We start from the raw sequence: 11,004 nt of genomic DNA, 5'->3' as shown, positions 1-11,004 counted from the left end.
GATGACCACGACCCAACTACCGCAGACGATGCCTACGGCCGAAGAGGTGGCGCTGGCTCGCGAGAGCGGGCGGGCGCTGTCGGCCTACCTGCAGATGCGCTCTGAAACCCAGCAGATCGAGATATTCGATGACAAAGGGACGGCGCATCCCGTGCGCGTTCCGATGTCGGCACTGCGTCTGCTGGTGGATGTGCTGACCGAAATTGGTGAGGGCAACGCGGTCAGCATCATCCCGGTGCATGCCGAACTGACCACCCAGGAGGCGGCTGATGTTCTCAACGTATCGCGCCCGCACCTGGTGAAGCTGCTGGAAAGCAAGGAGATCCCGTTCCACAAGACGGGCACTCACCGCCGTGTGCGCTACCAGGATGTGATCGCCTACAAGGAGCGCATCGATGCCGAGCGCCGTAAAGCCCTGGATGCACTGGCCGAGCAGGCGCAAGAATTGGGACTGGGGTACGAATGAGTTCGCACTTCACGGTCGTCTACGACGCCTGCGTGCTTTACCCCGCGCCGCTGCGGGATCTGCTGATGCGGCTGGCGCTTACGGACCGGTTCCGTGCGCGCTGGTCGGATGCCATCCACGACGAGTGGATTCGCAATCTCCGCAAGCAGCGCCCCGAGCTCGATCCTGCCGCTCTGGAAAAAACGCGCACTCTGATGAATTCGAGTGTGCGCGACAGCCTGGTCGAAGGCTTCGAGCACCTGATTGCGGCCATCGAGTTGCCCGACCTTGATGATCGGCACGTGGTGGCGGCGGCCATTCACAGCGGCGCTGAAACCATCGTCACGTTCAACCTGAAGGATTTCCCGTCTGGTGCGCTGGACCGCTACAACCTGGACGCCCAGCACCCGGACGACTTCATCGTTGATCTGTTCGACTTGCACCCCGCATCGGTTCTACAGGCATTGGCTGAGCAGCGGGCCTCCCTGAAAAGACCACCCAAGACCGCTGACGAGTTTCTCGACATCTTGCTCAAGCAGGGGCTGACGCAAACCGTGTCCATCCTCAAAGACTGGAAGACAGCCTTCTGAAAATTTTCTGCACGGATTCCAAAACCCCATTGAATCCCGTCCGGACACAAGGTACATTAATCCCGTACTGCTAATAACTGCGCCCACCCGATTCGTTCCGGTGGGCGTTGTGCTTTCTGGGCCTGGCTAACGCCATGCAGCCCATCTTCTCCTACCCTGGAGACTCCCCCATGAAAATCCTCATCACTCGCCCGGTGGTTATCACCGGCGACGGCGGCACGCGTTCGTTCGTCCCTGGTCTGACGGTCGAGGTCGATGCAGCCACCGCCGAACAGATCCTGGCGCAGCAGGCAGGCATCGTTGCCGAGCCTGTTTCAAACACCGAAGCGCCAGCCACTCCTCGCCGCCGGAAGTCCGCCGATGCTGAAACTTGACCTCACCGCTGATGTGGCCAAGGCGACCGAGTACCTCTCGGATCTCGCCCAGCAGCACGTGCCCAACGCTGCCGCCAAGGCCCTGACTCGCACGGCGTTCGACGCCCGTGATGCGGTGCGTGACGGTCTGCCCGAGCGCTTCAACCTGCGCCGTCCGTGGATCAGCCGGGGCATTGGCGTCACACCTGCCAAGCCCCGCACGCTGATGGCCGAGGTGTGGTCGCGGGATCGATTCATGGCGGCGCAGGAGACCGGCGGCTCTCACCCCGATGCGCGACCCATCCCGGCCGGGCGGTTGCGTGAGATGGCGCAGACCCGTGTGATCCCCAAGAGCCAGTGGCTCGACCAGGTGAAGAACAAGCCCACCGTGTTTTACCGGGCGGGCATGGTGTTCGAGCGCCGGGACGAGCGACGCATCCTGGCGCTGTACCTGCTGCGGCCCAAGGCCCAGATCAAGGTGCAGCCGCGCTTTGGCATGGCCGAGACGGTCAGGAGCGTAGCACTGCGTGAGTACCAGCGGCAGATGGAGCGGGCGCTGCGGGAAGAACTGGCGAAGGCCCAGTGATCGTGGCTGACACATCTGACGGGTCCTCCCGGGCCATCTAAAAAGCGGGGGACGCGCCAACCACCCGGCTTGCCTAGCGCCAGCGACAAAAAGAGGTTGCCAGTTGCCACCCAGGTTTCCACCCGTTTCCACGCCGAGGTGATCCACCCCTGACGATTGATTGACCCGCCCGGCCCGGAGGAATGCGATGGGACTGTCCATCCGGGCCTATGCCCAACACCGTGGCGTGAGCCACACCGCTGTGGCCAAGGCCATCAAGGCCGGGCGCATCAGCAAAGAACCCGATGGCACCATTGACCCTGCCAAGGCCGACGCCCAGTGGGCGCGCAACACGCTGCCGTCGCAGAACCTGAACACCGGCGCCGAGAAGCCTGCGCCTAAGGTGGCAACCCCACCTGTTTCCACCCCGGTTTCCACGGCACCGGTTGCCAACCGCGAGTTGCAGCCGCCTCTGGAAACCAACCGGATTTCCGCCCCCGATTACCAGACCAGCCGCGCCATCCGCGAGGCCTATGCCGCGCGCCTGGCCAAACTCGAATTCGAAGAACGCACGGGCAAGCTGCTCAACGCCGACGAGGTGAAGGTCAAGCACTTCAACCTCGCGCGGTTGCTGCGTGACCGCATCCAGCAAATCCCTCGCAAGCTCGCCCCGCAGATCGTGGCGGCCGTGGTCGCGCAGCCCGACCAACGCGTGGTGGAAGACCTGCTGATGGAGGCGATCCGCGAAGCCCTGGAGGAACTCTCCCGATGACTGTCACACCCGCCATGGCCAGCCGTATCGAGATGTGGCCACTGGATCGGCTCAAGCCCTACCAGAGAAATGCCCGCACCCACTCCGATGCCCAGGTGGCGCAGATCGCCGCCAGCATCGTCGAGTTTGGTTTTACCGCACCACTCTTGGTGTCGGAAGACGGCGGAATTCTTGCCGGACACGGTCGATTAGCCGCCGCCAGAAAGCTCCATCTGGACGCCGTGCCCGTGGTGGTGCTCGACCACCTGACGCCCACCCAGCGCCGCGCCTACATCCTGGCCGACAACCAACTGGCGCTGCAGGCCGGGTGGGATCAGGAACTGCTCGCCGTCGAGTTGGCTGACCTGTCAGCAGCGGGCTTCGATCTGGCATTGACCGGATTCAGCGATGAGGAACTGGCCGACCTGCTCGGCGATATCGAAGATGCCGAACGTGCCGATGAGGCTGCGCCCATTGCCGAACCCGAAGATGAGGATATCCCGGATGCGCCGGCCACCCCGGTCAGCCAGCCGGGTGACATCTGGCAACTGGGCGCCCACCGCCTGATCTGCGGCGACTCGACCGATCCGTCCGTGGTCGCTGCCCTGATGGCCGGCGACCGGGCGGGCCTGTGCTTCACCAGCCCACCCTACGGTCAGCAGCGCAACTACACCCAGGGCATCGCCGACTGGGATGCGCTGATGCGCGGCGTCTTCGCCAACCTGCCGATGGCGGACGACGGCCAGGTGCTGGTGAACCTGGGCCTGATCCACCGCGACAACGAAGTGATCCCGTATTGGGACGGCTGGCTCGCCTGGATGCGAACCCAAGGCTGGCGACGCTTTGGCTGGTACGTCTGGGATCAGGGGCCAGGGATGCCCGGTGACTGGGCCGGGCGCCTCGCACCCAGCTTCGAGTTCGTCTTCCACTTCAACCGGCAGAGCCGCAAACCCAACAAGATCGTGCCGTGCAAGCACGCCGGCCAGGACTCGCACCTGCGCGCCGACGGCAGTTCCACGGCGATGCGCGGCAAGGATGGTGAAGTCGGTGGCTGGACCCATGCCGGGCAGCCCACTCAGGACTACCGCATCCCGGACAGCGTGATCCGTCTCATGCGCCACAAGGGCAAGATCGGTCGGGACATCGACCATCCGGCGGTGTTTCCGGTGGCCCTGCCCGAGCACATCTTGCTGGCGTACTCGGACCCGGGTGACATCGTCTTCGAGCCCTTCGGCGGCTCCGGTACCACGATCTTGGCCGCCCAGAAGACGAATCGCGTGGCCCGCGCCATCGAACTGGCCCCGTCCTACACCGACGTGGCGGTCAAGCGCTTCCAACAAAACCACCCCGACATCCCGGTGACCTTGCTGGCCACCGGACAGACCTTTGCCGAGGTCGAATCAGAACGACTGGAGAACACCGATGCAAGCCTGGCTCGCTGACAAACTGGAGCACTGGCCTATCGAGCGCCTGTTGCCCTATATCCGAAATGCCCGCACCCACTCCGAGGCCCAGATCGCCCAGATCGCGGCGAGCATCGCCGAGTTCGGCTTCACTGCGCCAATACTGGCCGGGTCGGACGGCGTGATCGTGGCCGGTCACGGGCGTTTGGCGGCGGCGCGCAAGCTGGGGTTGGCGAGCGTGCCGGTGGTGGTGCTGGAGCATCTCACCCCGACCCAGCGTCGGGCTCTGGTGATCGCCGACAACAAGATCGCCGAGAACGCCGGGTGGGACGAGGAACTGTTGCGTCTGGAGCTGGCTGAGCTGCAGGAGGCCGACTTCGACCTGGCGCTCACTGGCTTCGATGCCGCCGAGTTGCTGGAGATCATGGCGGGCGAGGAAACCACTGCCGAGGGCCACACCGACGAGGATGCTGCTCCCGAGGTCCCGGTCACCCCAGTGTCCAAGCCGGGTGATGTCTGGATCATGGGCAAGCACCGGCTGCTCTGTGGCGACAGCACTGATGACGCGAGCTACGACACGCTGCTCGGCAGCGAGAGGGTGGCGATGATCTTCCAAGATCCACCCTATAACGTGGACTATGCCAATACGGCCAAGGACAAGCTGCGCGGCACCAACCGTCCGATCCTGAACGACAACCTTGGGGACGGATTCCAGGACTTCCTGCTGGCGGCGTTTAAGCCCGCGCTGGCCCGATGCAATGGCGCGGTCTATGTGGCGATGTCCTCCAGTGAGCTCGATACGCTGCAAGCAGCCTTCCGCGCCGCCGGCGGCAAATGGTCGACCTTCATCATCTGGGCCAAGAACACCTTCACGCTGGGCCGCTCGGACTACCAGCGCCAGTACGAGCCGATCCTCTACGGCTGGCCCGAGGGGACTACCCGCCACTGGTGTGGCGACCGCGACCAGGGGGACGTCTGGCACTTCAACAAGCCGCGCGTGAACGACCTGCATCCGACGATGAAACCGGTGGAACTGGTCGAGCGCGCCATCCGCAACTCCAGCCGGCCCGGTGATGTGGTACTCGATCCCTTCGGCGGCTCTGGCACCACGCTGATCGCCGCTGAGAAGTCTGGTCGTCAGGCGAGGTTGATTGAGCTCGATCCCAAGTACGTGGACACCATTGTTCGCAGGTGGCAGGACTACGCTGGAGCGCAGGCAGTGCGTGAGGCCGATGGCGTTCGATTCGATGACCTCGTTGGCGCTGACCCCGGAGAATCGTCACGCCTCAGTGACGGCAGCGGTGTGGCGGCACTTGGGGAAGTTGGCGCAACCGAGGAAGGGGCGTCCTGCATTGGAGCCTGATTTGGCTGTGCGCTGAATCAGTGACCCACCGCATTTCGGGCAGGTTGTCGTGCTGCTATGGCGCTGCTGCAATGACGCGATGTGCGCGTTCCGGGTGGCCCAGGTCTTGGGCAACATCCCGGTGCGCAGCGCCTCGATCAGCTGGGCGACTTCCTCATCCGAGAACAGCACGGTCTGCTTGCTCTTGATGTAGGTCGCGTAGCCCTTGGTCATCACGTTTGGCGGCATCGGGGTTTTCAGTTCAGCCTCACCCCAGAACATCACCACCGAATGCAGTTTGTCGTGATCGATCCCCAGGAAGTCAGCCAGCGCCTTGGTGTGCCGGTAATTCTGGTGCAGCGGATTTTGGAAGCGATGCTTTTTGCCGAAGAGGCTCTGGGTCCACTGCTTGCTGTGCTCGTCGCCGAAGATCCAGCCCTTCATGTTCTTGGTCTCGACGACAAAAAGCCCGAAGCGCGAGACGATGACGTGATCGATTTGCGTGGTGCCGTTGGCCGTCGGAATCGTCACGTTGTTGATCGAGTGATAGATCTTGTCGTCCAGGAACAGGGTGTGCGCCACCGCTCCCTGCGCTTCCCCCAGCCAGCCTTTGAATACCGACAGCAATGACATCTTCTCTCCCGTTTGCTTCTTATGACGGGTCGATGATGCCACCGATAGGGACTGAATGAACAACCAGGATGCAGGGATGAAGCAGTCTCGCTGGATGTCGCTGGTGGAGGCCGTGACCAATGTGCTCGTCGGCTACGGGGTGGCGGTGGCCACCCAATGGCTGGTGTTTCCGATCTTCGGTCTGTACGCCACGCTGCAGGAGAATTTGCTGATTGGGCTGATTTTCACAGCCGTGTCGCTGGTCAGGAGCTATGTGCTGCGCCGGGTCTTTGAGGCGCTGCGCGTGCAACAGTTGTCCGCAAACTCGGGGTAAAGGTCGCCGCTGCTGATGTCAGCGCGGTACGTGACGTCGCGAAAATCTCCGGGCGCGTCGGCCAAGATCACGCCACCGACCGACTGGATAGCAACGCCGTACTTGCGGGTGAGTGCCGTCAGTTCGGCGATGAACTGGTCGTAGTGGGCTTCGAGTTGTGGGGTGGTGGAGATGGCGGCCACGTTGTGCTCCTCACGCCGCCAGGGACTCTTCGACGATCTCGCAGTGGATCACGAAGCCCGTCAGGTAGGGAAGGCCCTTGGGGATGCCGTACTGTTTGCTGGTGCTGCGGCCAATCGTCCAGCTCATCCAACGCCGCGTGGCGGCGTTGATCGCGTCGGCCAAGGTGGCGCCGGAGTAGAGACCGTTTTGCACATCGTCGGCAAAGTGGCGACCGTGGCGGCTGTCGAGGAAGGTGCGGACCGACTCGAGAGGCTGGCAGGTGGCATCCGAGATCGCAGCCATGGCCAGTGGCCAGGCGGCTTTGGCCTGTTCATTCATCGTGCCGTAAAAGCCCCACGACTCGTTCTGGGTGGCGGGAATCTGGGTGGTGGTGTTCATCTCTGGCTCCTGGTGGTTGATCGTTGCGACACCCGTAGTAACGCGCTGTTCGAGATGGAAGCCAAGCGCCTGTTCGATCTTTTTGCGCTTGGCTCCGAAGCCCCTTATTCGGCCATCGTGTCGGCGCGCACCAGTTCCGCCTGGGCGCTGGCGATCAGGTCCAGGCGCAGGTTCGGGGTGATGTTGCAGGCCAGTTCGTTCAGGGTCCAGTTCATCACATCGGCCTTGTCGCGCAGCGACTCGGCTTCCTCGAAGCGGCTGGTGTAGCGATCCAGTTCGCGCAGGGCGCGCTCCAGGGTGGACCGGGCTTGAGCCAGGGCCTCGCGGGCGCGGTGTTCGGCGTGCTGGGTCTGAAATTCGCGGGGGGTGTTCATGGCGTGCTCTCCTTTCGGTAGATCGTTGCGACACCTGTATGAACGCGCTGGTCGCCACAGAAGCCAAGCGATTCATCGATCATTTTTCGATCACTGCTCGTCCAGTCTGTCGAGGATGCGCGAGGCGGCGGGATCACCCGCCAGCGCTCGGCGCAGGGTGCGGATGGCCTGCTCCCGCGATATCTCCGGACGCCGGTTGTCGATCAGCCAGCCAATCGCGCCAGCCTGGTCGTCATCAGTGGCAGGTGCAGGCGTGGATGTTGTTTCGGCAATGCCAACGTAGCGCCCATAGCTGCTGCCCGAGGGATCGACAAGCACGGTTGTGCGCCCTGGCGCGCTGACGGCCACCACGCGCCGACGCCCATCCGCGTGACCGCCGAGTCCAGCCAGCCAGTCCCGATCCTCCAGCAGCGTGCTGGCGAAGGCGTCGTACTCAGCCTCGGTCAGTTCCTTGCGCCACGCGATCTCGATGGGCTCGAAGGGGGCGCTGGGGTCGGTGTTGTGCAGCACTTCCTCCAAGCTGTAGGGCTTGCGGGCAAAGCGGGCACGGATCGGTGTGTGGTTGGTGGTGGTCATGGTGGGGTCCTTTCGTTGGCGGTGGGTGACAGCAGCATTCATGCGCTTGTCTCCACTGAAGCCAAGCTCAATCTGCATCGTGCTCGGCATCGATGGCCTCAATCGCCAGCACCAGATCGGCGAGGCGGTCGGCCTCAAAACCAAACCCCCGGTGGCGCAGGAGGTGCTCGATGCTCGGATGCTTCATCCGGGCGATCTCCCGGCAGGCCTCAAGCAACGCTGGCAACAGGTCTGCCGGGATCGGGGCGTTGGGCTGCGTGCTCACGCGGTGGCTTCCTCAGCGATGCGGTAGAGGCGCTGTCCTGCGCCCGGCGTGCCGGCGGGGCCTTCGATCTTCTCGGAGACGATATTCAGGCCCAATTTCTTCTTGAGTGCGCCGGCAAAGGTGCCTCGCACCGTATGCGGTTGCCACGATGTGGCCTCGCAGATCTGCGCGATGGTGGCGCCCTCGGGGCGTTGCAACATCTCGATCACCAGGGCCTGCTTGCTGTGCTCGCGGCCGCGCTTTGGGGTGGCATCGGGCTGATCCTGTTGCCAGCTGGCCTCGGCGGCGGCGACTGCTGCTTCCAGTTCCGGGTCGTCGGCCGGGAGCGGTGTGGGTGACGTGGCGGCGCCCTTTACCGCAGGCAGCACATCCTCCGGTTGGGCTTCGCCCTTGATGATGGCGATGGCGGCGCCCGTGATGCGCCACTGGCCATCCATCTGCTCGATCAGCCCGCGCTGCGCGAGGCTGGCGATCATCTTGAGTTTGGCGCCGCCCTTGAGGGTCAGCAGCGGCTCGATCAAGCCACCGGCATCGCAATGGGCGCGGGTGATGAGGTCCAGTTGGCGTTCGGTGATCGGTGTGGTTTGTGCGGACATGGTCGTGCTCCTTGTGAGTGATGTGGGGGTCAGGCGGCTTGCTGCTGGTTCACTTGATCAGCGGTTTTTGCAGAGGTGCTTTGGCCTGCGGCCAGGCCTGCTTGGTAGGCCGCCATCAGGGCGCTTTGGACGGCCCAGACGCTGACGTCGTGGAAGTCCAGGCGGTCGCTGTTGCGGGTTTCCAGGGTCTCGATGAAGAGATGGTCCAGGGCGATCCGGGCGAGCAGCTGGTCCAGTTGCTGGGCGGTCTTGTTGGCAGTTTTTCGCATTGTGGTTCTCCTTGGCGTGTGTTGCTGCTGTGTCTGTATGAACGCGCTGTTCAAGCAGAAAGCCAAGCGTTCGGCCTATCTATTTCGCATCGGAGTGGCTTGTGTTCGACACTGCTGAATCGGCGGTCGAATCCGCCTGGAAACGGGGCCTGGCCCCCGACCCTGTCCTCACCGTCGATGACTGGGCCAACCGCCACCGGATGCTCTCGTCGGTGGCCTCTGCCGAGCCGGGGCGCTGGTCGACCAGCCGCACGCCGTACCTGGCCGAGGTCATGGCGAGCTTGTCGGCCACCTCACGATTCGAACGGGTCGTATTCATGGCCGGCGGACAGGTGGGCAAGACCGAGTGCGGCCTCAACTGGGTCGGCTACGTCATCCACCACGCGCCCGGGCCGATGCTGCTGGTGCAGCCCACGGTGGAAGGCGCCAAGCGCGTCTCCAAGCAACGCGTGGATGCCCTGATCGAGGCCAGCCCCGAACTGGCCAGTCGGGTCAAAGACCCAAGAAGCCGGGATTCCGGCAATACCCAGCTGATGAAGGAGTTTCCCGGTGGCGTACTGATCATGACCGGCGCCAACTCGGCCGTGGGCCTGCGCTCGATGCCGGTGCGCTACCTGTTTCTCGATGAGGTGGATGGTTACCCAGGCGATGCCGATGGCGAGGGCGATCCGGTGGCGCTCGCCGTGCAGCGCGCCGCCACCTTCGTCAATCGCAAGGTCTATCTCTGCTCGACCCCGACGCTCAAAGGCTTCTCGCGCATCGAGGCGGCCTATCTGGAGTCAGATCAGCGGGTGTTCGAAGTGCCTTGCGATCACTGCGGGGCGCACAGCCAGATCCAATGGCGTGACATCCGTTGGCCCAAGGACAAGATGGCCGAAGCTGCCTGGCACTGCCCGCAGTGCGAAGGGATTCACCCCGAGTACCGCAAACCGGCACTGCTGGCCAATGGCCGCTGGACGGCAAAAGCAGAAGGCGATGGCAAGACGGTGGGGTTTCATCTGTCGAGCCTCTACAGCCCGTGGCTGACGTGGGGTGAGATCGCCCAGGAGCACCACGCTGCCAAGGACGATCCGGTGCGGCTCAAGGTCTGGGTGAACACCAAACTGGCTGAGACCTGGGAAGACCGGGAGGGGGAGACCTTGGATGCCGAAGGCCTGATGGAACGTCGAGAAGCCTACGGGCCAGCCATCCCTGCGGAGGTGGCACTGCTGACCTGCGGCATCGACGTCCAGGACGACCGGCTGGAACTGGAAGTGGTCGGTTGGGGCCGGGACGAGGAGTCCTGGTCCATCGACTACAAGGTGCTGTGGGGTGATCCGTCCGCGCCGGACACCTGGGCGCAGCTCGATGCCTACCTCGGTAACCGCTTCGAGCACGAGACCCTGGCCAACGGCCTGACCATCGAAGCCGCGTGTCTCGACACCGGTGGCCACCACACGCTCGCCGCCTATGCCTTCTGCAAGGGCCGGGAGAGGAAACGCATCTGGGCGATCAAGGGAGGCTCCGGCAAACGCCCCATCTGGCCCAAGCGCCCTAGCAAGGCCAACAAGGGCAAGGTCAATCTGTTCACCGTCGGTGTGGATGCGGCCAAGGAGGCGATCTATGCCCGGCTGAAGAAGTCAGATGCCGGGGCCGGGACGATGCATTTCCCGCTGGATCGGGATGCGCAGTATTTCGAGCAGCTGACTGCCGAGCGGATTCGCACCCGCTATGTGAAGGGCTTCCCGCAACGCTTCTGGTGGAAACCGGATGGCCGACGCAATGAAGCGCTGGACTGTCGTGTGTACGCCTACGCCGCGCTGCATGGCCTGCTGTCGATGGGGCTGAACCTGAACAAGCGGGTCGAGGCGTTACCGCCGGTGCCCGTCAATCGCAAACCTGCCAGCAACGCCACACCCGTGACTGCGCCGATGACCGCCAGTCCGCGTCGTCGGCGCATGGCCATTTCCTCCAACTACCTCTGATACC

General features: G+C 63.7%; 17 protein-coding genes. 9 read left to right on the top strand and 8 right to left on the bottom strand.

Annotated elements, in window-relative coordinates; genetic code table 11:
• The first annotated feature begins 1 nt into the window (after nt 1).
• From FK527_RS08980 to FK527_RS08950, 7 genes are all read left to right on the top strand, one after another.
• Nucleotides 2-466: a helix-turn-helix domain-containing protein gene (locus FK527_RS08980; RefSeq protein ID WP_144729360.1), complete on the top strand. Its 465-nt coding sequence runs from the start codon at nt 2-4 to the stop codon at nt 464-466.
• Nucleotides 463-1,035 carry a PIN domain-containing protein gene (locus FK527_RS08975; RefSeq protein WP_144728491.1) on the top strand — a complete coding sequence of 191 codons (573 nt, stop codon included), beginning with the start codon at nt 463-465 and terminating at the stop codon, nt 1,033-1,035. Before FK527_RS08980 ends, FK527_RS08975 begins: the two co-directional genes overlap by 4 nt.
• A 170-nt stretch (nt 1,036-1,205) precedes the next feature.
• Nucleotides 1,206-1,409, top strand: coding sequence for a hypothetical protein (locus FK527_RS08970; RefSeq protein ID WP_144728493.1), 204 nt, complete (start codon nt 1,206-1,208; stop codon nt 1,407-1,409).
• Nucleotides 1,396-1,974: a hypothetical protein gene (locus FK527_RS08965; RefSeq protein ID WP_144728495.1), complete on the top strand. Its 579-nt coding sequence runs from the start codon at nt 1,396-1,398 to the stop codon at nt 1,972-1,974. Before FK527_RS08970 ends, FK527_RS08965 begins: the two co-directional genes overlap by 14 nt.
• Before the next feature lie 187 nt (nt 1,975-2,161).
• Nucleotides 2,162-2,725: a hypothetical protein gene (locus tag FK527_RS17540; protein WP_144728497.1), complete on the top strand. Its 564-nt coding sequence runs from the start codon at nt 2,162-2,164 to the stop codon at nt 2,723-2,725.
• Nucleotides 2,722-4,146 carry a site-specific DNA-methyltransferase gene (locus FK527_RS08955; protein ID WP_144728499.1) on the top strand — a complete coding sequence of 475 codons (1,425 nt, stop codon included), beginning with the start codon at nt 2,722-2,724 and terminating at the stop codon, nt 4,144-4,146. Before FK527_RS17540 ends, FK527_RS08955 begins: the two co-directional genes overlap by 4 nt.
• Entirely contained in the window at nt 4,127-5,470 is a 1,344-nt protein-coding gene (locus FK527_RS08950) for a site-specific DNA-methyltransferase (protein WP_144728501.1), read from the top strand. The genes FK527_RS08955 and FK527_RS08950 overlap by 20 nt, the downstream gene beginning before the upstream one ends.
• On the opposite strand, the gene FK527_RS08945 is transcribed toward FK527_RS08950, so the two are convergent.
• On the bottom strand, nt 5,387-6,082 hold the full coding sequence (locus FK527_RS08945; protein ID WP_144728503.1) for a nuclease-related domain-containing protein: 696 nt from the start codon (nt 6,080-6,082) through the stop codon (nt 5,387-5,389). The two genes, FK527_RS08950 and FK527_RS08945, sit on opposite strands and share 84 nt — an antisense overlap.
• A gap of 55 nt (nt 6,083-6,137) precedes the next feature.
• On the opposite strand from FK527_RS08945, the gene FK527_RS08940 reads away from it, so the two are divergent.
• Complete coding sequence (locus FK527_RS08940) at nt 6,138-6,395, top strand: DUF7220 family protein (RefSeq protein ID WP_222116109.1); 258 nt, start codon at nt 6,138-6,140, stop codon at nt 6,393-6,395.
• Here FK527_RS08940 and FK527_RS08935 read toward each other — a convergent pair.
• The 7 genes from FK527_RS08935 to FK527_RS08905 form a co-directional block, all read right to left on the bottom strand.
• A complete protein-coding gene (locus tag FK527_RS08935; protein WP_144728505.1) occupies nt 6,332-6,577 on the bottom strand; it encodes a hypothetical protein in 246 nt (81 codons plus the stop codon). The two genes, FK527_RS08940 and FK527_RS08935, sit on opposite strands and share 64 nt — an antisense overlap.
• A 10-nt stretch (nt 6,578-6,587) precedes the next feature.
• Nucleotides 6,588-6,956 carry a hypothetical protein gene (locus FK527_RS08930; protein WP_144728507.1) on the bottom strand — a complete coding sequence of 123 codons (369 nt, stop codon included), beginning with the start codon at nt 6,954-6,956 and terminating at the stop codon, nt 6,588-6,590.
• A 104-nt stretch (nt 6,957-7,060) separates the two neighbouring features.
• Nucleotides 7,061-7,330, bottom strand: coding sequence for a hypothetical protein (locus tag FK527_RS08925; RefSeq protein WP_144728509.1), 270 nt, complete (start codon nt 7,328-7,330; stop codon nt 7,061-7,063).
• Between the two features lie 90 nt (nt 7,331-7,420).
• Entirely contained in the window at nt 7,421-7,906 is a 486-nt protein-coding gene (locus FK527_RS08920) for a hypothetical protein (protein WP_144728511.1), read from the bottom strand.
• 67 nt (nt 7,907-7,973) lie between these two features.
• Nucleotides 7,974-8,171: a hypothetical protein gene (locus FK527_RS08915; RefSeq protein ID WP_144728513.1), complete on the bottom strand. Its 198-nt coding sequence runs from the start codon at nt 8,169-8,171 to the stop codon at nt 7,974-7,976.
• The gene (locus FK527_RS08910) at nt 8,168-8,767 is read right to left on the bottom strand and encodes a DUF3489 domain-containing protein (RefSeq protein ID WP_144728515.1); all 600 of its coding nucleotides are present in this window, start codon (nt 8,765-8,767) and stop codon (nt 8,168-8,170) included. Before FK527_RS08910 ends, FK527_RS08915 begins: the two co-directional genes overlap by 4 nt.
• A gap of 29 nt (nt 8,768-8,796) precedes the next feature.
• On the bottom strand, nt 8,797-9,036 hold the full coding sequence (locus FK527_RS08905; protein ID WP_144728517.1) for a DUF6900 domain-containing protein: 240 nt from the start codon (nt 9,034-9,036) through the stop codon (nt 8,797-8,799).
• Nucleotides 9,037-9,137: 101 nt separating this feature from the next.
• Between FK527_RS08905 and FK527_RS08900 the strand changes: the two genes are divergently transcribed.
• A complete protein-coding gene (locus tag FK527_RS08900; RefSeq protein ID WP_222116110.1) occupies nt 9,138-11,000 on the top strand; it encodes a phage terminase large subunit family protein in 1,863 nt (620 codons plus the stop codon).
• The last annotated feature ends 4 nt before the right edge of the window (nt 11,001-11,004 follow it).

It is taken from the genome of Extensimonas perlucida (assembly GCF_007655255.1).
GTDB lineage: Bacteria > Pseudomonadota > Gammaproteobacteria > Burkholderiales > Burkholderiaceae_C > Extensimonas > Extensimonas perlucida.
This window is presented reverse-complemented; position numbering and strand designations above follow the sequence as displayed.